This is a genomic window from Burkholderia sp., assembly GCF_018375725.1.
GTDB lineage: Bacteria > Pseudomonadota > Gammaproteobacteria > Burkholderiales > Burkholderiaceae > Burkholderia.
In genome coordinates, this window is record NZ_JAHACR010000038.1 from 1 (window position 1) to 21,851 (window position 21,851).

Consider the following 21,851-nt stretch of genomic DNA (forward strand, 5'->3'; position numbering starts at 1 on the left):
CAGCGTGTCGGCATTGCCGGCGACGAAGACACGCGATTCGCCGACCGCGCCGAGATCGACGTGATGCGCGTCGGCGACGCGAGCGCGATCTCCGACCACCGAGCGGCTGAGCGCGGCGAGATCGACGGGTTGGAGGGCGGCCGTCTGGGTGTCCGGTTCGAGGCGCGCGAGCGTGAGCAGCTGCTCGGCGAGGTGACCGAGCCGCGTGGTGCCGGTATGGATCTGCGCGAGGATGTGCGCGCGCTCGTCGGCCGTCGCGGCGCGTTTCAACAGTTGCGACTGGATCGACAGGCCCATGATCGGTGTGCGCAATTCATGCGCGGCATCGGCGATGAAGTGGCGCTGCAGCGTAAACGAGCGGTCGAGGCGCGCGAGCAGATCGTTGATCGCTTCGGCGAGCGGCCGCACTTCGTTCGGCATCGATGCCACGTCGACCGGTTCGAGATTGTTGGCGTTGCGCCGCTTGAGTCCGGCGGCGATCGCGGCGAGCGGCCGAAGCCCCGCGCCGATGCCGAACCACAGGCCGATCGCGAGCACCGGCAGCATCGAGAGCACGGGCCACAGCAGATGCACGGCAATGCCCGCGATCGCCTCCCAGCGCGCGTGGCGTGCCTGCGCGACGCGAATCGTCGTGCCGCCGCGCTCGGTGACATACGTGCGCCATCGCTGGCCGCCGACGTCGACGCTTGCAATGCCGGCCCGATCCGGCGGCGGCAGCAGCGAATGGCGGTCGGTCGAATAGACCAGCTTGCCGTTGCGCCAGACCTGGAGCAGCACCTCGTCGGGGTCGTTGGCCTTGAATCCGTGCTCGCCCTTGACATGGTCGCGGAACGACAGCTCACCGTTCGGGCCGACGACGATCTGCTTCGACATGCTGCGCATCTGATCGTCGAGCAGGTCGTCGAGCTCTCGCAGCGCGCCCCAGTACGTGCCCGCGCTCGCGAGGATGCCGATCACGCACGCCGCCGGCATCAGCCAGAGCAGCAACCGTCGGCGCAGCGAGACACCGCGCCAGCGCAACATCGCCCGTTGCAGTCCCGTCATGCGCCGTCACCGATTCGATAACCGACACCGCGCACCGTGAGGATCATCTCGTGGCCGAGCTTCTTGCGCAGGTTGTGGATATGCACCTGCACCGCGTTGCTCTCGACCTCTTCGCCCCAGCTGTAAAGGCGCTCTTCGAATTGTTCGCGGGAAATCACCGCGCCCGGCTCGCGCATCAGCTCATGCAGCAGCACGAACTCCTTCGGCGACAGCGTGACTTCGTCGTCGTTGAGCCATACCTGGTGCTTGACCGGATCGAGGCGCAGCGCGCCGATCGTGAGCGTGGTCTGCGCGCGGCCGGCGTGACGCCGGTTGACCGCGCGGATGCGCGCGAGCAGCTCCTCGAGCGCAAACGGCTTCACGAGGTAATCGTCCGCGCCGCTGTCGAGTCCGGCGATGCGGTCGGGCAGCCCGTCGCGCGCGGTGATGACGATCACGGGCAGGGTTTCGTCGCGGCGGCGCAGCGCTGCCAGCACCGACAGGCCGTCGCGGTTCGGCAGCCCGAGGTCGAGCAGCAGCAGTCCGTAGCCGGTCGTCCGCAGCGCGAGCGTCGCCGCGTCTCCGTCCTTGACCCAGTCGACCGCGAAGCCTTCCTGTTTCAGGCCCTGTTCGAGCCCGCTGCCGATCAGCGGATCGTCCTCGACGAGCAATACGCGCATGTGTCCGTCCATTTCCGTGGGGCGCCGCTGACGCGGCGATACGTCCGACATGATAAGCGTGCCTGCCTTTGCGGGGGCTTAAGAGGCGCACGGTGATGTCCCGCGCCCGGCGCATGCCGGGTTTGTCATTCGCATGGCTAATGAATGGGAGGCATCGAACGCATCGCTGAATGCGTCCGATGCGACGTCCTGTCACGCGGACACGGCCTTCAGTTTTTCTTAAGCTTACGGTCTGTAATATTCGTCTGCCGTGTCCATCCGGGCACGGCGTCATTTTGAAAAGGAACTGGAACATGAAGCAACTGGCCAAGATCGTGACCCTCGCACTCGCCGCGCTGCCGGCGGCCGCCGCCTACGCGCAGTATTCGGGGCCGTCGGGGCTGACGAACACGACCGTCAAGGCGTTGCTGGCGAATGGCCGGGACGATCAGCACGTCATGGTGCAAGGCCGGATCACCAAGCATATGGGTGGCGAGGATTACGAGTTCACCGACGCGACCGGCTCGATCGCCGTCGAGATCGACAACAAGCTGTGGGCCGGCTTGCCGGCGGTCAACGACAAGAACGAAGTGCGCGTGACCGGCGAATTCGAACGGAAGTGGTCGGGCCGCGTGAAAATCGATGCCGACCGGATCGAGGTATTGCGCTAATTCGCGGCGCGGGGCCGGTGATACCATGGGCGACCGGTTCCCGCTCATTCCAAGATGGCCGCCACTTTCGATGAACTCGCGTCCCGAATCCGGGCGCAATTTTCCGAGCTGAGTCCGCAATTTCAGGTGGGCGCGGCATTTCTGCTCGATCATCCCGACGAAGTCGCCGTATCGTCGATGCGCAAGGTCGCGCAACGCGCGCAAGTGCAGCCGGCGTCGCTCGTGCGACTCGCGCAGCAATTCGGTTTTCCCGGCTGGAACGAGTTGCGCGACCTGTGCGTCGCGCGCGTGCGCACGCGGCCCGAGCCGCTGACGCAGCGCGCGCGTTCGCTCGTTCGCCCCGACGCGAAGGCCTCGCTGGCGCACGACCTGCTCGCCGCACAGCAGCACAACCTCGTCTCGACCGCCGCGCAGAACGCGCAAACGCTCGCCGATGCGGCGAAACTGATCCGCAAGGCGTCGCAGGTGCACGTCGCGGGATTCCGGTCGTGTTATCCGGTTGCGTTCGGTTTCGTCTACGGCTACCGCCTGTTCCGGCCGACCGTCTCGCTGCTGACCGGCATGGCCGGTTCGCTCGACATGGAACTGCGTGCGATCGCCAAACACAGCGCGACGGTAATCGTCAGCTTCGCGCCGTATTCGGCCGAGGCGACGCGCGTGGCGCTGGCGGCGAAAGCGCAGGGCAGCAAGATCGTCGCGATCACCGACAGCGCCGTATCGCCGATCGCGCTGCATGCCGATGCGCAATTGATCTTCACGCACGGCAGCCCGTCGTTCTTTCCGTCACTGGTGGCGGCGCATGCGCTTGCCGAGGCGCTCGTGGCGCAATTGCTGGCGCTCGAGGGGGGCGACGCGATCAACGCGCTCGAACGCGCGGAAGCCGAGTTGCATTCGAAGGGCGCCTACGTGGTCTGAGGAGAATGGCAGGCGGCTTACCGGCAGCCTTGCTTCTGCGCCCATTGCTCCTGGGCGGCGACGCGTCGTTGCACGCGCTCGACGAGCCCGACCGAGAACGTCCGCATGCTGATCCCGCGACGCTGGGCCAGGATGACCGTCGCGACGTCGGATTGCGGATTCGGCTGGCAGGCCCAGTAGAGCGTCATCAGCCAGCCGATGCCGGTCCACGCGAACAGCGCGTTGAACAGCGCAATCGTCAGCTTGTCGTGCCGCTGGCGGCGGTCGGCGATGACGGCGGGGAGAAAATACAACGCGATCGCGGCGACTGAGCCGGCGATTTGAACCAGGACTTCGGTCTGCATGTTGCTGCTCCATCCGGATTGCATTGGGACGGATTGTCGCGCTTTTCCCGTGTACGTGCCCGCAATGGATTGTTGCGCTTTTGAAGCGGATCAGGACGGCGAAACGCCTGCCGGCGAGGTAGCGGCGGCGAGTGCGAAACCTTCGTCGTGCCAGCCGGTGACGCGATCTCTCCACGTTCCGATTCGGCCGCGTGGTCGACCTGTCTGAACGGAATCAGCCCGAACTGGGTGCTGACGGGTATCGCCTCGCGGTGCGCGCAAGCGAGTCTGGCTCGGTGCGCGCCAGGTGGTAGCGACCGGCTTCGAAGCTGATCGACCATCGCCGAAACACGGCCGCCGCCAGACGCGCGTCGGCGTATGATCGTGGTTTTCGTCGCCAACGATTCGCATCCCAAACATGACAACTGTCGATACCGCTCCCGTCCTAGATCACGACAAGCTCACAGCCTTCATCGAGCGCAAGTGGAACGATGAAATCCTCCACGCGCTGACGGATTACATCGCGATCCCCGCGAAAAGCCCCGCGTTCGACCCCGACTGGGCGGCGCGCGGCTATCTCGAGCGGGTCGTCACCGATGCCGTGCAGTGGGCCGAGCGCCAGCCGGTCAAGGGACTGAAGCTCGAGATCGTGCGTCTGCCGGGCCGCACGCCGGTGATCTTCTTCGAAACGCCCGCGACACGCGCCGGCAGCACCGACACGATCTTGATGTATGGCCACCTCGACAAGCAGCCCGAGTTCGACGGCTGGCGCGCGGATCTCGGCCCGTGGACGCCGAAGTTCGAGAACGGCAAGCTGTACGGCCGCGGCGGCGCGGACGACGGCTACGCGATCTACGCGAGCCTCGCGGCGCTCGGCGCGCTCGACGAGCAGGGCATCGGCCGTCCGCGTTGTGTCGGCCTGATCGAGACGTGCGAGGAGTCGGGCAGCTACGACCTGCTGCCGTACGTCGACGCATTGCGCGACCGGCTCGGCCAGGTGTCGCTCGTCATCTGTCTCGATTCCGGTGCGGGCAATTACGACCAGATGTGGCTGACGACATCGCTGCGCGGTCTCGTATCGGGCGACCTGCAGGTCGAGGTGCTCGAAGAGGGGGTTCATTCGGGCGTCTATGGCGGCATCGCCCCGTCGAGCTTCCGCGTGATGCGGCAGCTGTTCGAACGGCTCGAGGATGCGAAGAGCGGCAACCTGTTGCCGGGCATCTTTCATTGCGAGATTCCCGCGAGCCGCCTGCGCGAAGCGGATGCCACCGCGGCGATTCTCGGCGATGCGGTATGGAAGGGGCTGCCGTGGGCATGCGGCGCGGACGGCAAGCCGGTGCTGCCGACGACGACCGATCCGCGCGAGGCGATGCTCAACTCGACGTGGCGTCCGTCGCTCTCGGTGACGGGCGCGGAAGGCTTGCCGCCGCTGGCCGATGCCGGCAATGTGCTGCGTCCGCGCACCGCGTTCAAGCTGTCGCTGCGCCTGCCGCCGCTCGTCGATGCCGTCCAGGCCGTGCAGCAGTTGAAGGCGTTGCTCGAACTCGATCCGCCGTACAACGCGAAGGTGACGTTCAAGCCCGAGCCGGGCGCGGCGTCGGGCTGGAGCGCACCCGATCTCGCGCCGTGGCTGGCGTCGTCGCTGGATGCCGCATCGCGCCGTCACTTCGGCGCGGACTGCGCGTACATGGGCCTCGGCGGCACGATCCCGCTGATGAACGTGCTGCAGGAAGGTTTCCCGGCTGCGCAATTCATGGTCTGCGGCGTGCTCGGGCCGAAGTCGAACGCGCATGGCCCGAACGAATTCCTGCACGTGCCGTATGCCAAGAAGCTGACTGCGGCGGTCGCGGACGTGGTTGCGTCCGCACGCTGAATTCCGGGTCGCGGGCGCGTTTCGACAGGGAGACGCGGCCGGCGAGCGACGCGTCGCCACCGGATTCCGGACGGCTGACCGGCGACTGACGGAGACCGACGATGTTCATGCTGATTCTCGGTTTGGCGCTGTTCCTCGGCGTGCACTCGATCCGGATCGTCGCGGACGGCTGGCGATCCGCGCAGATCGCGCGGATCGGCGAGAAAGGATGGAAAGCGGGCTATTCGATCGCGTCGCTCGCGGGCTTCGTGCTGATCGTCCGGGGATACGGGATCGCGCGTGGCGGCGGGGCGTGGCTGTGGGTGCCACCCGCCGGCGTGCGGCACCTGAGCGCGTTGCTGACGGCGATCGCGTTCATCCTGATCGCTGCATCTCACGTGCCGGCGAATCACATCAAGGCGCTCATCGGGCATCCGATGGTGGCCGGCGTGATGGCCTGGGCTGTCGCGCATCTGCTCGCGAACGGCGCCGTGCACGCGGTCGTGCTGTTCGGCGCATTCTTCATCTGGTCACTCGTGGATTTCGTCGTGTCGCGTGCGCGCGACCGCAAGGCCGGCATGCGCTACCCGGCCGGCACGGCACGCGGCGATGCCATCGCGGTGGCTGGCGGCCTGGCGGTCTGGGCGGTGTTCGCGTTCCTGCTGCACGGCTGGCTGATCGGCGTGAAGCCGTTCGGCTGAGCGGGCGAAGGCCCGCGCGTCAGAGCGGCTTGACGAACAAGCCGATCGTCAGCGCGATGCCGATGCAAACGACGCCGATCCGCAGGATGCGCTCGTTGACGCGATGCAACGCCCACGACCCGAGCAGTCCGCCGACGATTGCGCCGCCGCCGAGTGCGAGCACCGCGCGCCAGTGCAGATCGGGCGATGTCAGGAACAGCGCGACTGCCGACGCATTCATCACGCCTGCGAGCGCGTTCTTGGTCGACGCCGCGTGACGCGGCGACAGGCCCGCCATCGTGAGCGCGGCCATCATCAGAAAGCCGATGCCGCCGCCGAAATAACCGCCGTAGATGGCGATCAGAAACTGTGAGACCCCGGTCGAGACCGGCCCGAGATGAACGGTTTCCTGCGTCGGCTTGCGAAAGAAACTTCCCCATGCGAACACGGCGGTGGCGAACAGCACCAGCCACGGCACGAGGCGCGAAAAGATCGACGACGGCGTCTTCAGCAACAGCAGCCCGCCGAGCGCACCGCCGACGATGCTGATCGCGAACAGCGCGCGAAATGGCAGCTTGCCGGCGCCGCGCACCATCTGGCGGCTCGCCCAGCCGGTCGTGACCTGTGCGGGGAACAGCGCGACCGTCGACGTGATGTTGGCGGCGAGCGGCGACATGCCCGACACGATCAGCGCCGGCAGCGTGATGAACGAGCCGCCGCCGGCGAGGGCGTTTTGCAGACCGGCCCAGAGGCCGGCGAGGATGACGAGGAGAATGAGCATCGGCGTGCAGTCGAGGATTGACCGGCCCGGCTGCGCCTTGACGCGGCGATGCGGGCCGGGCGCGGTCAGGCGCGGCGCAGGCAAGATGGTAATTCAGGATCGGCGCTCATGCGTGCGCGTGTTGCGCGTGCGCGGCCTCCATCGCCCGCGCGAGCACGTCGAACACGGCCGGTCCCTTGCATCGCGACACGTTGAAACGCAGATACGACGTCGCATTGCGCGATGCGCTGAACACGTTGCCCGGCGCAAGTACGACACGCGCGTCGAGCGCATGACGCGCGACGCGCGCGGCGTCGAGTCCGTCCGGTAGTTTCGCCCAGACGAACATGCCGGCGCGCGGCTCGGTCCAGATCTCGAGGCCCGCGCGCGTGAGCCGTCGCAACGTGTCGCCCATCGCGTCGGCGAGGCGCGCATGCAAACCGTCCAGATGACGCCGGTACGTGCCGTCGACGAGCAGCCGATGCACGATGTTCGCCGTGAGCCGTGCGTTGCCGAACGACGTCGCGAGCTTCAGGTCGACGAGCGGCTCGGTCCATTCCGGGCGCGCGGCGATATAGCCGCAACGCATCGCCGCCGACAGCGTCTTCGAGAAACTGCCGATCGACACGACCCGCGCGAGCCCGTCGAAAGCCGCGAGACGCGGGGCGGGCGTACTTTCGAAGTCGGCGAAGATATCGTCCTCGACGATCAGCAGGTCGTGCTGCGCCGCAAGCGTCAGCAACCGGTGCGCGACCGGCGGCGCGAGCGTCGCGCCGGTCGGGTTGTGCAGCGCGGAATTCGTGATGTACAGGCGCGGCCGGTGTTCGATCAGCGCCGCTTCGAAGCGCGCGAGGTCGGGGCCGTTCGGTGTATAGGGCACGCTGACGATCCGCGCGCGGTGCGCGCGCAGCAGTGCCTGGAAATTGAAGTAGCACGGATCGTCGAGCACGACGGCGTCGCCCGGTTCGAGCAGCAGCCGGCATACGAGATCGAGCGCATGCGTGCCGCTATCGGTCAGCACGATCTGTCCGGGTTCGGCATGGACGCCATGCTGCGCCAGACGCCATGCGAGCTGCTGACGGAGCGCGGGCAGGCCGAGCGGCGTCGCATAGTCGGCCAGCGCGTCCGGTTCGTCGCGCGACACCGCGCGCAGGGCTCGCCGCAGGCTTTCGTCGGGCAGCCACGACGACGGCAGCCAGCCGCAACCCGGCTTCGCGACCGCTGCGTCCGATTCGAGCGACTGGCGCGTCAGCCACAGCGGATCGATTTCGCGGTCGAGGCGCGGGCCGAGGTCGGCGAGCGCGAGCGGCGGCGCGTGGCCCGACACGTAAAAGCCGGAACCGCGCCGCGCGACCAGCACGCCCTCGCTGGCGAGGCGGTCGTATGCGTCCACGACCGTCGATTTCGAAACTTGCAGCGCATCGGCCATCGTTCGGATCGACGGTACGCGTGCGCCCGGCATCAGCGCGCGGCCGGCGATCCGGTCGCGCAGCGTCTGCATCACGGTCTCCACACGGGTGCGTGCTGGTATGTCGGGAGTCGGACTGGAATCGGAACGGTTCATGTCGGCATGCGTCGACTGTACGGGAAAGCGACCCGTACAGTTCGGCTGGATTGTGCTGGGGTGTAGCTTACGCGCTTTGGGCCGCCGCCGGATCATCGAGACTTCCCCGAGATCAGGAACGCACGTGCAAAAGACAACGGACGGATGGCTCAGCGGCATGCTGGGCGTGATCATTTTCAGCGGCTCGCTGCCGGCCACGCGCATCGCGGTGCAAGGGCTCGATCCGCTTTTCCTGACGTTCGCGCGCGCGAGCATCGCCGGTGCGCTGGCGGCGATCCTGCTCGTCGCGTTGCGCCAGGCGCGGCCGAAGCGCGGCGAAGTCGCGTCGCTGCTGGTCGTCGCGCTGGGCGTCGTGGTCGGCTTTCCGCTGCTGACTGCGCTGGCGTTGCGGCACGTGACGTCGGCGCATGCGATCGTGTTCCTCGGGCTGCTGCCGTTCGCCACCGCATTGTTCGGCGTGTGGCGAGGCGGCGAGCGGCCGCGCGCGCCGTTCTGGATTTTCTCGCTCCTCGGCAGCGGGGCGGTTGCCGCGTTCGCGATGCGCAACGGTGTCGGCGCGTCGCCGGTCGGCGACGCCTTGATGCTGGCCGCGATCGTCGTGTGCGGCCTCGGTTATGCGGAGGGCGCGCGGCTGTCGCGCCATCTCGGCGGCTGGCAGGTGATTTCGTGGGCGCTGGTGCTGTCGCTGCCGGTCATGTTGCCGCTCGCATGGATGACGCGGCCTGTGACGCTCGCCGGGGTCGATGCGGCCGCGCTGTGGGGACTCGCCTACGTGTCGCTGTTCAGCATGCTGATCGGTTTCGTATTCTGGTACCGCGGGCTGGCGCTGGGCGGCATCGCGGGCGTCGGTCAGTTGCAGCTGCTGCAGCCGTTCTTCGGTTTCGTGCTGGCGGCCGGATTGCTGCACGAGACGGTGCCGGCGTCGATGATCGCGGTGACGGCGGTCGTGGTCGGGTGCGTTGCGGGCGCGAAGTATTTTTCGCGCGGGGCGCCGGTGGGCAGGGCGGGGTAAAGGGCGGCGGAGGGCGCGCCGATGAGATCGAAGGCCGCGCGCCGCCGCGCATGTGTGCGGACGGCGCGCGGCTGGGCGTGCCTACGCGTCCAGTTCCAGCGCGAGCAGCTCGGCCATCGTCTGCCGGCGGCGGATCAGGCGCGGCACGCCATGATCGACCAGCACTTCCGGCGCCAGCGGCCGGCTGTTGTAGTTCGACGACATCGACGAACCGTATGCGCCCGCATCGTGCAGGAACAGCAGATCGCCGATCCGAGGCTCCGGAAGATGGCGGTGCGTGACGACGCCGCCTGCATCCTGCGTGAACACGTCGCCGGATTCGCACAGCGGCCCGGCGATCGCGATGTCCTTCATCGGGCGGTCCGCGGGCGTTGCGCCGTCCGGCGTATGAACGGTCACGCCGTGATAGCTGCCGTACATCGCCGGCCGCATCAGGTCGTTGAAGCCGGCGTCGATCAGCACGAAGTCATGCTTCGGGCGGCGATTGACCGCCTGCACCTGCGTGACGAGCGTGCCCGACTCGGCGACGAGGAAGCGCCCCGGCTCGATCTCGATGCGGACCGCATGGCCAAGATGCTGTTCGATCCGCTTGCGCGCGGCGTCCCATTGACGGAAATAGTGATCGACGTCGACGCGCGGCTCGCCGTCGCGATACGGGATCGACAGGCCGCCACCCGCCGAGATGGCCTCGATGTCATGGCCGAGCGAGGTGACGAGATCGACCATCGCATCGCAGACCTTCGACAGATGACCGTAGTCGACGCCCGAGCCGATATGCATGTGGATGCCGACGAGCTTCAGCCCGTGCTGGCGCACGATTTCGATCGCGCGCGGCACGTCGCCGATCCAGATGCCGTGCTTGCTCTGCGGGCCGCCGGTGTTGGTCTTGTTGCTGTGACCATGACCGAAGCCCGGATTGATGCGCAGCCATACGCGATGGCCGGGCGAGTGCTCGCCGATGCGTGCGAGCATGTCGAGCGAGCCGGCATTGACGGTCACGCCATGCTTGAGCACGGTCGCGAGCGTCGGCAGGTCGATCAGGTCGGCCGTGAACACGACGCCTTCAGGATCGCCGTCCGGACGGAAGCCGGCGGCCAGGCTGCGCTCGATCTCGCCGAGCGACACGGCATCGACGAGTACGCCTTCGTCGCGCATCAGCTTCAGGATATGAACGTTCGAGCATGCCTTCTGCGCATAGCGGATCACGTCGAACTGACGCAGCTGCGCGATGCGATCGCGGATGACATCGGCGTCGTACACCCAGAGCGGGGTGCCGTATTGCTGCGCGAGCGCGGCGAGCGGGCGGGAATCGAGGGACATGGCGAATGAATCGGGTCGAATGGACGGATAGTCCGCATGATGCGCCCGTTCGATCATCCAGTAAAATGCCAATTCATCCGCATTTCATTCATGGTTGATATAGATGGCCGCACTCACGCATCGCCACGTCGAGGTGTTTCGTGCACTGATGTTGTCCGGCAGCGCGACCCGCGCGGCCGAGATGCTGTTTACGTCGCAGCCGACGATCAGCCGCGAGCTGGCGCGCATGGAGCAGATCGTCGGCTTCGCGCTGTTCGAGCGCGTGCACGGCCGGCTGCGGCCGACGATGGCTGCGCTGACGCTGTTCGACGAGGTGCGGCTCGCGTATGTGGGGCTGGAGCGTGTCGCCGCGACCGCCGCGCGGCTGCGTGAATTCCGGGACGGCCAGCTGTCCGTGATCGCGCTGCCGGCGTTCTCGCACGCGATCCTGCCCGGCGCATGCCGGCGCTTCCTGGCGGCGCACGCGGGCGTCAGCGTGTCGGTTGCGACGCAGGAATCACCGGTGCTGGAAGAGTGGCTGACCGCGCAACGATACGATCTCGGCCTGACCGAACACGACGTCGCGCCGGCCGGCACCGAGCTCACGCCGCTGCTGGCGGTCGACGAGGTGTGCGTGCTGCCGGACGGTCATCCGTTGCTCGCGAAGTGTGCGCTCGATCTGGAGGATTTCGCGGATCGTCCGTTCGTCAGTCTGTCGTTGAACGATCCGTACCGGATCCTGATCGACGAGGCGTTTGCGCAACTCGGCGTCGCGCCGCGGCCGGTCGTCGAGACGCCGTCGGCGGTGTCGGTCTGCGCGTTCGTGCGTCAGGGGCTCGGGCTCGCGATCGTCAATCCGCTGACCGCACTCGATTTCGCCGGGCGCGGCCTGCATATCCGGCCGCTTACACGATCGTTCCCGTTTCGCGTGAGCCTCATCGTGCCGGCGCATCGGCCGAAGAATCTGCTCGTCGACGCGTTCACGGAAACGCTGCGCGACGAGGCGGACGCCATCCGGCACCGCCTCGACGCACAGCTCGACTGACGCGCGGCGCGTTACTGCGCGCCGAGATGATGGCGTTGCGCGAGCTTCTGCGCTGCCTCGTAATGCGCTTGCAGGATCGGCAGCGCCTGACGGGCGACGTCCTTCAGCTGCGCATCGCGACCGGCGGCGATTTCGGCCTGGAACGCCGACAGCGTCTTCTGCTCGCCGGTCAGCGCGATCTGTTCGAGATAGGCCTTGTCGAATTCGGCGCCGCGCAGATTCTTGATGCTGTCGAGCGTGGCGGTATCCGGGTCGTTGTGCGGCACGTCGACGCCGCGCGGGCTCGCAGCGCGCATCGCCTGGGAAATCTTTTCGTCGTCGGCGGCGACGCGTTCCGCAAATGCCTTGACCTGACTGTCCGTCGTACGCGCGTGGGCGATTTTCGCGGCATCGCGCTGCGTCGATACCGCCTTCGTGCCATCGGCGATGAAGGCCTGATCGGCTTCGTGCAGGCGTGTCGCGGCCGGCGCCTTGGCCGATTGCCCGGCTGGTGCGGGCTGCATGGTCTGCGCGGTCGCCGTCACGGCGACAAGCAGCATCCCGGCGGCTGACAGGGCAAGACGCGATGCGATCGGGAAACGGTTCATGGGATCTCCTTTCAATCGGGCTCATTGACGGGTGGATGGTGTCATCCATGGCTGGGCGAGGCCGGGCGCGAGCCCGGGCCGGTTCGGCCGCCGCGTATTCGCGGCGTTGCCCGAATGGAAAACCGGCCCGATCGATTCTAGGAGGCGGATCCGGCGGCAGGTGATACGGCTTTGTCGCTTGTGTAACGATTCGCAAGACGAATGGACGCCTGCTCGGGTCTGGCCGTATCCGGTGCCGGCGGGCGCCAAGGCGGCCGCGGCGAGGTCATGCGACCCGCGTGTCGCGCAGCCGCACGCGGCCGGTGCGGATCGGCGCGCAACGACCGGTACGCCGGCGCACCGGTCGGGGCGCCGCATACAATACGCGCTCTCTGTCTTTTGGAAGGAAATGCATCATGACCGAACAGGAAGCCGAACAGCTCGCGACGCACCGCCATTACAAGGGCGGCCTGTATCGTGTGGTCGGGGTCGCCCGGCATTCGGAAACGGAAGAATCGCTCGTCGTGTACGAACATCTGTGGCCGCATGCGCGCGGGCTGTGGGTGCGTCCCGAAGCGATGTTCAATGAATCGCTCGCGGACGGCACGCCGCGTTTTCGCAAGCTGCGCGACTGAGCGTCGCGCGGGCGGCAAAGGGCGTTCATGGCGTGCGTGACGCCATGACGCCAACTACACGCTCGTCAGCGCATGCGTCAATTCAGGCGGCGCGCAGACGACGCGGACGTCGGGCGTGCCATGCCACGCCGCGAGTTTCTTCACGGCCTGTGCAAGCTCGCCGGCCAGCCGCACGCCGACGCGCACGTCCGGCTCGACATGCACGGCCTTCAGCTCGAAGATTCGCTGCGCACGATGCGCTTTCGCATCGATGCGTCCGACGAGCCGCCCGCGATGCAGCACCGGCAGGCAGAAATATCCGTATCGCCGCTTGTGCGCGGGGGTATAGCACTCGATCGTGTAGTCGAAGCCGAACAGGGCCGACGCGCGCCGCCGGTCCCATACGACAGGATCGAACGGCGAGAGCAGCGTCGTGACGGTCGAGCGCAGCGTGTCGGCCTGTGCGGCGGGCAGCAGCGCTTCGAGCGAGCGGTGTACGTAGCCCGGTTCCTTCCAGCCTTCGACCGAGACCGGGATCAGCCTGCCCGCTGCCGCGAGCGCGTCGAGTTCCGCGCGGTATGAGCGGCGCGGCAGCCGGTAGTAATCGGCTGCCCAGTCGGCGCGTGCGATGCCGAGCGCGCGGCACGTGTGGTCGAGCAACGTCGGCAGTACGGCTTCGCGCGGCGGCAGGTCGCGCGCATCGTCCCAGTCGGGCAGGATGCGTTCGCGCACGTCGTATACGCGCTGGAAATTGCGGCGCTCGGCGATCATCAGCTCGCCGGTCGAGAACAGCACTTCCAGGTGGCGCTTCTGCGGTTTCCTGTCCCACCAGCCGTTGCCCTTGCGGCCGTCGTCGCGCTCGAAATCCGTCGAGCGCACGGGGCCGGCCGCGCGGATCTGCGCGAGCAGACGATCGATGTCGGCGCGGTGCCGCGCATGCCAGTCGGCGGAATACTTCCAGCCCATGCCCGACGGATCGAGCATCTTGTATCGCATCAGCCCGAACTGCTCGATGGGCAGGAAGCACGCCTCGTGCGACCAGTATTCGAACAGCTTCGCCTCGGCCAGATGCTCGTCGAGCCACTGCGGCGCATACGCGCCGAGCCGGCTGAACAGAACCAGATAAGGGCTGCGCGCTACGACATGAATCGTATCGATCTGCAATTGCGCCATGCGATGAATCGTGGCGAGCACGTCATCCTTGGTGGCTTTGCGCCGCGGCGGCGTCAGCAGTCCTTGCGCGGCGAGATGCAGTGCGCGGGCGGTGGCGGGCGAGAGCGTCAGCATCGGGATGCGGGGCGAAGAAGGTGGGCACCACTTTAGCGCGAACCGCGGCCGTCCGCTCGATCCGCCTGCGCAACGAATCTGACAATCATTGACAGATGCGCGACGCAAGATTCCCTATAGTGAATTCCGGAGCGTGCTGAAGCGCGCGCCGAATCCGCTTCCGACGCACGATATGTCCATGGCACGCAGGAAGCGAATCCGGGATTCTCGGCCCCCATCGGGAGCCCCGGACCCCTGAGCGGACATCCATGCGGCTGTGCACCGGCCCCGCGTGGATGTCCGCTGATTTTTTTCCGTTTCGGATTTCGGCGGATCAGGCGTGTTTGCCGCGCGCGATTTCGTCGCCGGCATCCGGCGGAAGGTGCCGGGTGATCGGAATCGAGGCAAACGAGCACAGTCCGACGACGACGAATGCCGGCCAGAAATCCGACCAGACCATCGTCGAGTGTCCCTGCAGCCAGTGCGACAGATGCAGCACCAGGCCTGCGACGGTGACGCCGAGCCCGAGCGACATCTGCTGGACGACACTGCCGAGGCTTGTTGCGCGTCCCGCGTCGCGCGGCGAAATGCCCGCAAAGATCATCGAGTTGAGGCTCGTGAACTGCAGCGCCGGGAACATGCCGCCGACCAGCACGATCAGCCAGATCGCCCAGTCCGGCATGCCGGGATGAAACACGCCGTAGGCCGCGATCGAGAGACCGGCAAACGCCGCGTTGTACATCAGCACCGTGCGAAAGCCGAAGCGGCGCAGCATGCTGGTCGCGGTGAAACGGCTGACCGAACTGCCGACCGCCGACGCGCAGGTAATGAGCCCCGAGTGGAACGCCGTCATGCCCAGGCCTTCCTGCAACGCGAGCGGCAGCAGGAACGGCACCGCGCCGAGGCCGATGCGAAACAGCGAGCCGCCGACGACGCTCGCGTGAAAAGTCGGGATGCGCAGGAACGTCAGGTCGAGCAGCGGACGTGTCTTGCGGCGTGCGTAGGGCACATAGAGCGCGAGCAGCGCGGCGCCGGCGACGCACATCATCAGCGCGTTGCCGCGTGTCGTCAGCGCGCCGTCGATCAGCGTGAGGCCCATCAGCAGCAGCGCGGCGCCGCTGGCCGACAGCAGGAAGCCGACCCAGTCGAGCGGCCCCGGATCCGGCTCGTGCGTGTTCGCAATGTGCTTGCTCGCGAGATAGATCCCGTACAGGCCGATCGGCACGTTGATGAAGAAGATCATCCGCCAGTGCAGGTACGTCGTGATGAAGCCGCCGAGCAGCGGGCCGACCGTCGGGCCGAAGAGCGTGGGGAGCGCGAGATAGTTCATCGCGCGCACGAGTTCGCTGCGTGGCACCGATCTGAAGATGATGATGCGGCCGACCGGCACCATCATCGCGCCGCCGACGCCCTGCACGAAACGCGCGAATGTAAACAGCGCGAGCGAATTGGCCGCCGCGCACAGCAGCGAGCCCGCCACGAAGATGCCGATCGCGGTGCGGAACACGGTACGGGCGCCGAAGCGGTCGGCGAGCCAGCCGCAGATCGGGATGAATACGCCGAGCCCGACCACGTACGCGGTGATCGCAATGTTCAGCGTGACGGGACTGTGCCCGAAATCGCGCGCCATCGCAGGCAAGGCCGTCACGATGATGTTGGCATCCACGCTTTCCATGAACAACGCACAGGCAACGATGAGCGGTGCAATGAAGGCGTAGAGGGCGGGCGACATGGGCTGGGCGCGCGGTAAAGGCCCCATTATGCATCGTTTGCTGCCGGTGCGTCACGTTTTGCAACAATTGATTCTGGCGCTGCAACAGTTGTTCCCGATGCGGTGGAAAGGGCGCGGGTGGCGGTGCGTGCAACCGTTGCGCGCGCATCGGATCCCGCCATCCGCCTGGCCTCGCCTGACGGCCGTGGAAGTCGTGGCGGTCAGGCTGGCGGCGTCAGAAGGTCACTGTCGTGAGCACGCCGACGACCGTTTCGTCGCCGATGCGCGCGCCCGGCGCGTTCGGGTTCGGGATGCCGCCCGACGGGCGGAAGAAATGCTGCACGTCCGCCTGCACGAGCCACCATGGCGTGACCTGATACTGATAGGTCGCTTCGACCACCGTTTCCGCGCGGCGTACCGGATAGCCCGGCGTCGTGAACGCGCCGGTGTCGCCGTCGAGCGCACGCGCATGTGAACCGATCTTCACGTAGCCGACCGCCAGGCCGGCGACGTCGTTGTCGCGGCCCGCGAACGGCGCTTTCAGCGTGACGCCCGCATTGATGCCGAGATCGATCGTATTGCGATCGCCGGGTGCGCCCATCACGGCTGCGAACACGCCGACCGCGCGCGGGCTGTCGGCTGCCGGACGCCAGACCATTTGGTCGGCGATCGCATAGAACCCGTAGTTGCCGTGATGGGTTGCCGGCACGCCGTTGCTTGCCGGATTCGCGAGCGACAGCCCGTTCGCGTCGGTGCGCAGGTCATTGAAGTGCTGCGACTGATACCAGGCGCCGAACTTGTAGGTGCCGGGCAGGCCGGCGGGTTGGGGAGCGTCCGGATCGGCGGGCGGGGCATTGACTGCGTACTGGACTTCGCCGATCAGCAGCGCGCCGCTGCGCAGGTTGAAGTTCGTCCCGCGCGCATTGAGCTTTTGCGGATCGCCGATGAGGCTGCCCGCCGGATTGCCGTCGAACACGCCTGCCAGTAAGGTCCAGGCGGGCGACGGCTTCACGCGCAGCCGCACGCCGAGCGACGACAGCGGGTAGGCCGGCCCGCCAGCGGGCAGCGCGACGGACGGCTGCGTCGGCCAGCCGAACGTCGAGTTCACGAACATCGCCCCGTACCGGCTGATGACGAACTCTTGGTCGAGACTTTGCTGGCCGATTTTCACGTCGGCCTTGCCGTCGAGGAGGGCCTGCTGGTACCACAGCTCCCAGAGGCGCGTCGACGCGTCCGCTTCGACTTCGGTCGCGGTCTGCAGGACTTGCAGATTGCGCAGCGACAGGCTGGTGCCGTGGATCTGCAGGCCGGACGCATAGAACGTGCCGCCGGGCAGACCGATCGCCTTGCCGGTGTCGACGCCGACGCTGAGTTGCGTGAAGCCCTCGTACGCGCCGCCGCGCGCCGTGCCGCCCGACGCGTTGTAAAAATACGAGCTGGTCTCCTGCAGGTTCAGCGTGATGCCGCGCGCGCCGAGCGCGTCGCGTACGCCGCCCATGCTGCCGAACAGGTTCGAGCGGTCCCAGAAGCCGGTCGGTGCGGGCGTCGTGTCCGCCGCCGCGACGTCACTCGCGCCGGGCGGCGCTGCGGCCGCGGGCGCGGCCGACTGCGCGAATGCGGGAGCGGCGGCGAGCGACAGCAGCATCGCGCAGGCGTGGCGACGGCGCGTGCGCAGTGTGGGTGCGTGATTGTTCTTCATGCGATGTGCGTCGTGGAATGGATGAGTGTCGCTTATGAAAGGAACAGCGGGTGGAAACCGTGGCGTGGCGGAGATGAAAACGATGCCCCGCCGGCGCGGGAATTCGCGTCTGTATCGGCGTTATGCCGCGCCGGAGCGGAATCGCGCGCACGATGCGCATCGCGCCTGGGTTCGACCGAGAACGATCGACTGAACATGACCTGGTCTCCGTCCCGTCCGGCCATGCCGGACGACGTAAAGGATCGCTGGCGTGGTGCGGCCTGCGCTTGAAACGTGGCGGAGCGTGCAACGGATGAACCGGCGATTGCCGATCCGGAATGAAGCGCGCTAACCCGGCGAATGCGAGCCAGCGGCAAAGGTCATACCCTGGCGGCTATCTCGCGATGGCTTGGCCGGCCGATGCCGGCATCGAACTGCAACTAGGGTATGTGTCCACGGAGGGATTCCTGTATGGGATCGCGGCGGATTGTAGTCGCCGCCAATGCCGCAGGGCAAGTAAAAAAAACACATCGGGATGTCATCCGCTGCGTTTGCATTGGCGCCGCGATGCGAGGGCATCGGGCGACTCGCCGTCATGCGCTTTCGATGCGCTTTCACGCGGGCTTTTTCGCCACAGTGCGCGCCTGCCCGGATAGGGCTGAAAGGTTTCGGTACGCGTTTCCGGGGCGGAATCTTTCAGGTTCCGAGCACCGGAAAATTAATTCGGAAAATGGGGTTTCAAGGGGTTGACTTCGACTTCTGCCGCTACCTAGAATCCGCCCATCTTCGCAATTGGGGCAGATGACTTGGACGCTTGCAGTAGTCGGCTTTTGAACGACATTTCCGCCTGAGCGACAGACGTCCGCGCCTTTTCAATCGCCGCCGTTTGTCATTCTGGCAAACGGTGCGCGCAGCAGTTTTCCGCAGTCAAACTTCTCGTGCACCCTTGATTCGCGCCGGCATGGCGCGGCGTTGCCGCGCATGCGCCATCCGGCTTCGCCGCCGCACGGCACGCGGCCGCGTTCGCGCACGCCAGGCACGGGCCGCGCGTGTCCGGCGCATCCGTTGCGGTGACATCAACTCCGTGCCCACGCACATCGAACAGGAACATGCACGTGAACGACAGTGACAGTTGTCCCTTATGCCGCCTGATCCTTTCCATCATGGGGCGCAGGGGCGATCCGGCCGAATGACCTGATCGGGTCACAGGATCCGGATTGGCGCGCGTCCCGCCATGTGGCGAGCATGTCCCCATGCCGCCGCCCGGAGCCAGAACATGAATTTCGGTCTTCTGCTGTCGCAACTTCCGCAGGTCACAGTGTCGCGCACGCATGACGAAGCGATGCTGTCGCTCGATCCTCGTCAGCCGGCGCTTGTCCGTCCGTGGCGTCGCTTGCGTTCATTCGTCAGGCCATAAGCATCGAGCGTGTCTCGGCATGCGCAGGCAGGGGCGCCGCAACACGCCCCCCGAGCGTGTCCATGCCGAGGGCGAACGCTCGCCCGAACATCATTCGCCGTACGGAATCCATCATGTCTTCCCCAACCAACGCTTCATCGCCGATCGCCGGCAAGCGCAGCGCCGTCCTCGACGACGCGCATCTCGGCGACATTCGCGGCGCGCTCGGCACGATCCCGCACCACGACACCGCGCCGCGCGGCACCTGGCGGGCGCGCCTGCGCACACTGCTGGCAATCATCGGCCCGGGCCTTATCGTGATGGTGGGCGACAATGACGCGGGCGCGTTCGGCACCTACACGCAGGCCGGCCAGAACTACGGCACGACGCTGCTGTGGATGCTGCTGCTGCTCGTGCCCGTGATGTATGTGAATCAGGAAATGGTGCTGCGCCTCGGCGCGGTGACGGGTGTCGGACATGCACGGCTGATCTTCGAGCGCTTCGGCAAGTTCTGGGGCGCATTCAGCGTGATCGACCTGTTCATCCTCAATGCGCTGACGATCGTCACGGAATTCATCGGCATCACGTTCGTGCTCGCCTTCTTCGGGCTGCCGAAGGTCGCGGGCGTATGCGTGGCCGCCGCGCTGACGATGGCCGCGGTCAGCACGGGCGATTTCCGGCGCTTCGAGCGATTCGCGGTCGCGCTGTGCGTGATGAGTCTGCTGCTCGTGCCGGTGCTGGCCACGATCCATCCGCCGGTGTCGCAGATGTCGCGCGATTTCTTCGTGCCGAACTGGCCCGCGCATTCGAAGCTGTCCGATGTGATGCTGCTCGTGATCGGCGTTGTCGGCACGACGGTCGCGCCGTGGCAACTGTTCTTCCAGCAGAGCTACGTGATCGACAAGCGCATCACGCCGCGTTTCATGAAGTACGAGAAGGCCGATCTGTGGATCGGCATCCTGTTCGTGCTGATCGGCGCGGTCGCGATGATCTCGTTTTGCGCGGCGCTGTTTGCGAACCATCCGGAAGCCGGCAACTTCACCGATGCCGGCGGGGTGATGGCCGGGCTCGAGAAATATGCGGGCCGCACGAGCGCGATGCTGTTCGCGGTCGCGATGCTCGATGCGTGCATCATCGGTGCGGCGGCCGTGTCGCTGTCGACCGCGTACGCGATCGGCGATGTGTTCAAGATCCGTCACTCGCTGCATCGCAGCGTGTCGGATGCGAAGGGTTTCTACCTCGTCTACTTCGGGATCGTCGCGGCGGCGGCAGCGCTGGTGCTGATCCCGGGCAGCCCGCTCGGGCTGCTGACGGAAGCCGTGCAGACACTCGCCGGCGTGCTGCTGCCGAGCGCGACGGTGTTCCTGCTGCTGCTCTGCAACGACCGGGCCGTGCTCGGCCCGTGGGTCAACTCGGCGAAGCTCAATGTATTTACCGGCGCGGTGATCTGGGTGCTGGTGATGCTGTCGATCGTCCTGACCGCATCGGTGCTGTATCCCGATATCAGCGGCGAGGCGATCATGGATGTGCTGGTCGGCGGCACGGTGCTCGCGATTGTCGGTTACCTCGCCACCGTGCTGCTGCGCCGGAACAACAAGGTCGTCGAGCCGGGCATCGATCGTGCGCTGCGCGATACGTGGCGCATGCCGCCGCTCGACTCGCTGGCGCCGCAGCACATGACGCTGGCGACACGGATCTGGATGAGCGCGATGCGCGGGTATCTGGTGATCGCGGTCGGCCTTGTCGTCGTCAAGGTCGTGCAGATGACGCTGCTCAAGTGAGGCATCGGGCGACCGGCATGGTCGCCGCGGTCGATCGCCGGTGGCGCCAGCATCGGTCGGGACGCACGAGCTGGCAGCGTCCGCTATGGACTGGGCTGATGTTCCAGGCGTGGCTCGACCGGCAGCGCGCGGCGTCATGCTGCGCGCCGGGCGGCCCCGATGTCAGGCGAACTCTGCCGGCATTTCGCGGTGTCGCGCGGCGTGCGCGACAGGCGTCGTCTCATGGCGCTCGACGTGCGTCGTGGCCGCGCTGAACAGCACCAGCCGATAGCCGACCGCATAGACCGGAATGATTCGCAGGTTCTTGTCTTCGTCGAGACGAAGCTTCGCGCGGATGCGCGAGATGTGCGTGTCGAGGGTGCGCGACGACACGCCGAGATCGCGGCCCCAGACCGCTTCCTGAATGGCCCGGCGCGGCACGATCTTGTTCATGTTGTCGAGGAGGAACTCGACGACATCGAATTCGCGCGGGGTGATATCGAGCGGCTTCTCGTCGATCTCGATCGTGCGGCGGACGAAGTTGATTCGGATGTTGTCGATATACAGGTACTTGCAATCCATGATGGCCCTCGCATGCCGGGAGAAAACGTTTGCGATGGGATGGAGCAAGTTCCGGGCCATGCCGGCGCCCGGTGCGCCACGGTTCGGCGTGGTGTGCCGGAAACCCGCGCCGGCATTGAATCCAGAGGATTTTTCGGCGCGGGGCCGGCACGGCGAATCCGCGGGTGGCGGAACGATTTTGAAGGATTGTCACGTAGCATCGGCGGGCGGCGTTACGTGCGTTACGTCTGGCGTCATGCACGTCACGCGTCCGGCGAATCGGCGCGTCACGCGCTGCCCGCGCCCGCGGAATCGAACGGCAGCGTGTAGTACCGTTTTCCGGTCGCCGCGAAGACCGCATTCGCGACCGCGGGCCCGATCGGTGCGACGCCGGGCTCGCCGACGCCGGTCGGCGCCTCGGCCGATGGCACGATATGCACCTCGACCTTCGGCATCTCGGCGATGCGCAGTACCTGATAGCCGTCGAAGTTGCGCT

The 21,851-nt window shown here is 66.7% G+C and carries 21 protein-coding genes and 1 pseudogene; 10 read left to right on the forward strand and 12 right to left on the reverse strand.

Annotated features, from left to right (window positions below):
- Together KH616_RS07805 and KH616_RS07810 are read right to left on the reverse strand one after the other, a co-directional pair.
- Positions 1–1,044 (reverse strand): histidine kinase dimerization/phospho-acceptor domain-containing protein (locus KH616_RS07805; RefSeq protein WP_292240904.1); only part of this gene is annotated, 1,044 nt, incomplete at its 3' end.
- Positions 1,041–1,703 carry a response regulator gene (locus KH616_RS07810; RefSeq protein WP_292240906.1) on the reverse strand — a complete coding sequence of 221 codons (663 nt, stop codon included), beginning with the start codon at positions 1,701–1,703 and terminating at the stop codon, positions 1,041–1,043. The genes KH616_RS07810 and KH616_RS07805, both read right to left, overlap by 4 nt.
- A gap of 293 nt (positions 1,704–1,996) precedes the next feature.
- Between KH616_RS07810 and KH616_RS07815 the strand changes: the two genes are divergently transcribed.
- Both KH616_RS07815 and KH616_RS07820 read left to right on the forward strand, forming a co-directional pair.
- Positions 1,997–2,353 (forward strand): NirD/YgiW/YdeI family stress tolerance protein, encoded by a 357-nt coding sequence (locus KH616_RS07815; protein ID WP_292240908.1) that lies wholly within the window; start codon positions 1,997–1,999, stop codon positions 2,351–2,353.
- Positions 2,354–2,407: 54 nt separating this feature from the next.
- Positions 2,408–3,268, forward strand: coding sequence for a MurR/RpiR family transcriptional regulator (locus KH616_RS07820; RefSeq protein ID WP_292240910.1), 861 nt, complete (start codon positions 2,408–2,410; stop codon positions 3,266–3,268).
- 17 nt (positions 3,269–3,285) lie between these two features.
- Here the strand turns inward: KH616_RS07820 and KH616_RS07825 are convergent, their stop codons facing one another.
- Entirely contained in the window at positions 3,286–3,612 is a 327-nt protein-coding gene (locus KH616_RS07825) for a superinfection immunity protein (protein ID WP_292240912.1), read from the reverse strand.
- 167 nt (positions 3,613–3,779) lie between these two features.
- Between KH616_RS07825 and KH616_RS07830 the strand changes: the two are divergent.
- From KH616_RS07830 to KH616_RS07840, 3 genes and pseudogenes are all read left to right on the forward strand, one after another.
- Positions 3,780–3,896, forward strand: a pseudogene (locus KH616_RS07830) (AraC family transcriptional regulator); the annotation flags it as partial.
- 113 nt (positions 3,897–4,009) lie between these two features.
- Entirely contained in the window at positions 4,010–5,464 is a 1,455-nt protein-coding gene (locus KH616_RS07835) for a M20 family metallopeptidase (protein WP_292240913.1), read from the forward strand.
- A 101-nt stretch (positions 5,465–5,565) separates the two neighbouring features.
- Positions 5,566–6,144 (forward strand): NnrU family protein, encoded by a 579-nt coding sequence (locus KH616_RS07840; RefSeq protein ID WP_292240916.1) that lies wholly within the window; start codon positions 5,566–5,568, stop codon positions 6,142–6,144.
- Between the two features lie 19 nt (positions 6,145–6,163).
- Here KH616_RS07840 and KH616_RS07845 read toward each other — a convergent pair whose 3' ends face one another.
- Both KH616_RS07845 and KH616_RS07850 read right to left on the reverse strand, forming a co-directional pair.
- Complete coding sequence (locus KH616_RS07845; protein ID WP_292240943.1) at positions 6,164–6,904, reverse strand: sulfite exporter TauE/SafE family protein; 741 nt, start codon at positions 6,902–6,904, stop codon at positions 6,164–6,166.
- Between the two features lie 106 nt (positions 6,905–7,010).
- Positions 7,011–8,447, reverse strand: coding sequence for a PLP-dependent aminotransferase family protein (locus KH616_RS07850; protein WP_292240918.1), 1,437 nt, complete (start codon positions 8,445–8,447; stop codon positions 7,011–7,013).
- 124 nt (positions 8,448–8,571) lie between these two features.
- Between KH616_RS07850 and KH616_RS07855 the strand changes: the two genes are divergently transcribed.
- The gene (locus KH616_RS07855) at positions 8,572–9,459 is read left to right on the forward strand and encodes a DMT family transporter (RefSeq protein ID WP_292240920.1); all 888 of its coding nucleotides are present in this window, start codon (positions 8,572–8,574) and stop codon (positions 9,457–9,459) included.
- Between the two features lie 81 nt (positions 9,460–9,540).
- Here the strand turns inward: KH616_RS07855 and lysA are convergent, their stop codons facing one another.
- Positions 9,541–10,779 carry a diaminopimelate decarboxylase gene (lysA, locus tag KH616_RS07860; RefSeq protein ID WP_292240922.1) on the reverse strand — a complete coding sequence of 413 codons (1,239 nt, stop codon included), beginning with the start codon at positions 10,777–10,779 and terminating at the stop codon, positions 9,541–9,543.
- Positions 10,780–10,882: 103 nt separating this feature from the next.
- Here lysA and KH616_RS07865 point away from each other — a divergent pair, with 103 nt between their 5' ends.
- On the forward strand, positions 10,883–11,803 hold the full coding sequence (locus tag KH616_RS07865; RefSeq protein WP_292240924.1) for a LysR family transcriptional regulator: 921 nt from the start codon (positions 10,883–10,885) through the stop codon (positions 11,801–11,803).
- Positions 11,804–11,814: 11 nt separating this feature from the next.
- On the opposite strand, the gene KH616_RS07870 is transcribed toward KH616_RS07865, so the two are convergent.
- A complete protein-coding gene (locus tag KH616_RS07870) occupies positions 11,815–12,390 on the reverse strand; it encodes a DUF4142 domain-containing protein (RefSeq protein WP_292240926.1) in 576 nt (191 codons plus the stop codon).
- A 395-nt stretch (positions 12,391–12,785) separates the two neighbouring features.
- On the opposite strand from KH616_RS07870, the gene KH616_RS07875 reads away from it, so the two are divergent.
- Entirely contained in the window at positions 12,786–13,004 is a 219-nt protein-coding gene (locus KH616_RS07875) for a DUF1653 domain-containing protein (protein ID WP_292240928.1), read from the forward strand.
- Between the two features lie 54 nt (positions 13,005–13,058).
- Here the strand turns inward: KH616_RS07875 and KH616_RS07880 are convergent, their stop codons facing one another.
- The 3 genes from KH616_RS07880 to KH616_RS07890 form a co-directional block, all read right to left on the reverse strand.
- Complete coding sequence (locus tag KH616_RS07880) at positions 13,059–14,270, reverse strand: crosslink repair DNA glycosylase YcaQ family protein (RefSeq protein WP_292240930.1); 1,212 nt, start codon at positions 14,268–14,270, stop codon at positions 13,059–13,061.
- 313 nt (positions 14,271–14,583) lie between these two features.
- A complete protein-coding gene (locus KH616_RS07885; RefSeq protein WP_292240932.1) occupies positions 14,584–16,008 on the reverse strand; it encodes an MFS transporter in 1,425 nt (474 codons plus the stop codon).
- A 187-nt stretch (positions 16,009–16,195) separates the two neighbouring features.
- The gene (locus KH616_RS07890) at positions 16,196–17,659 is read right to left on the reverse strand and encodes a carbohydrate porin (protein WP_292240934.1); all 1,464 of its coding nucleotides are present in this window, start codon (positions 17,657–17,659) and stop codon (positions 16,196–16,198) included.
- Positions 17,660–18,914: 1,255 nt separating this feature from the next.
- Here KH616_RS07890 and KH616_RS07895 point away from each other — a divergent pair.
- Entirely contained in the window at positions 18,915–19,055 is a 141-nt protein-coding gene (locus KH616_RS07895; RefSeq protein WP_292240936.1) for a hypothetical protein, read from the forward strand.
- 113 nt (positions 19,056–19,168) lie between these two features.
- Positions 19,169–20,815, forward strand: coding sequence for an Nramp family divalent metal transporter (locus KH616_RS07900; protein ID WP_292240938.1), 1,647 nt, complete (start codon positions 19,169–19,171; stop codon positions 20,813–20,815).
- A 162-nt stretch (positions 20,816–20,977) separates the two neighbouring features.
- On the opposite strand, the gene KH616_RS07905 is transcribed toward KH616_RS07900, so the two are convergent.
- The gene (locus KH616_RS07905) at positions 20,978–21,376 is read right to left on the reverse strand and encodes a winged helix-turn-helix domain-containing protein (RefSeq protein ID WP_292240940.1); all 399 of its coding nucleotides are present in this window, start codon (positions 21,374–21,376) and stop codon (positions 20,978–20,980) included.
- Positions 21,377–21,642: 266 nt separating this feature from the next.
- Positions 21,643–21,851: hypothetical protein (locus KH616_RS07910; RefSeq protein ID WP_292240942.1), on the reverse strand; the 209-nt coding region annotated here is incomplete at its 5' end.

Excerpts from the sequence above, each read along its gene's own strand:
- KH616_RS07845 (WP_292240943.1), bottom strand. The coding sequence starts at position 6,904 with ATGCTCATTCTCCTCGTCATCCTCGCCGGCCTCTGGGCCGGTCTGCAA.
- KH616_RS07840 (WP_292240916.1), top strand. The coding sequence starts at position 5,566 with ATGTTCATGCTGATTCTCGGTTTGGCGCTGTTCCTCGGCGTGCACTCG.
- KH616_RS07850 (WP_292240918.1), bottom strand. The coding sequence starts at position 8,447 with ATGAACCGTTCCGATTCCAGTCCGACTCCCGACATACCAGCACGCACC.
- KH616_RS07890 (WP_292240934.1), bottom strand. The coding sequence starts at position 17,659 with ATGAAGAACAATCACGCACCCACACTGCGCACGCGCCGTCGCCACGCC.
- KH616_RS07865 (WP_292240924.1), top strand. The coding sequence starts at position 10,883 with ATGGCCGCACTCACGCATCGCCACGTCGAGGTGTTTCGTGCACTGATG.
- KH616_RS07905 (WP_292240940.1), bottom strand. The coding sequence starts at position 21,376 with ATGGATTGCAAGTACCTGTATATCGACAACATCCGAATCAACTTCGTC.
- KH616_RS07880 (WP_292240930.1), bottom strand. The coding sequence starts at position 14,270 with ATGCTGACGCTCTCGCCCGCCACCGCCCGCGCACTGCATCTCGCCGCG.
- KH616_RS07825 (WP_292240912.1), bottom strand. The coding sequence starts at position 3,612 with ATGCAGACCGAAGTCCTGGTTCAAATCGCCGGCTCAGTCGCCGCGATC.
- KH616_RS07820 (WP_292240910.1), top strand. The coding sequence starts at position 2,408 with ATGGCCGCCACTTTCGATGAACTCGCGTCCCGAATCCGGGCGCAATTT.
- lysA (WP_292240922.1), bottom strand. The coding sequence starts at position 10,779 with ATGTCCCTCGATTCCCGCCCGCTCGCCGCGCTCGCGCAGCAATACGGC.
- KH616_RS07875 (WP_292240928.1), top strand. The coding sequence starts at position 12,786 with ATGACCGAACAGGAAGCCGAACAGCTCGCGACGCACCGCCATTACAAG.
- KH616_RS07870 (WP_292240926.1), bottom strand. The coding sequence starts at position 12,390 with ATGAACCGTTTCCCGATCGCATCGCGTCTTGCCCTGTCAGCCGCCGGG.
- KH616_RS07885 (WP_292240932.1), bottom strand. The coding sequence starts at position 16,008 with ATGGGGCCTTTACCGCGCGCCCAGCCCATGTCGCCCGCCCTCTACGCC.
- KH616_RS07815 (WP_292240908.1), top strand. The coding sequence starts at position 1,997 with ATGAAGCAACTGGCCAAGATCGTGACCCTCGCACTCGCCGCGCTGCCG.
- KH616_RS07810 (WP_292240906.1), bottom strand. The coding sequence starts at position 1,703 with ATGCGCGTATTGCTCGTCGAGGACGATCCGCTGATCGGCAGCGGGCTC.
- KH616_RS07895 (WP_292240936.1), top strand. The coding sequence starts at position 18,915 with ATGAATTTCGGTCTTCTGCTGTCGCAACTTCCGCAGGTCACAGTGTCG.
- KH616_RS07900 (WP_292240938.1), top strand. The coding sequence starts at position 19,169 with ATGTCTTCCCCAACCAACGCTTCATCGCCGATCGCCGGCAAGCGCAGC.
- KH616_RS07835 (WP_292240913.1), top strand. The coding sequence starts at position 4,010 with ATGACAACTGTCGATACCGCTCCCGTCCTAGATCACGACAAGCTCACA.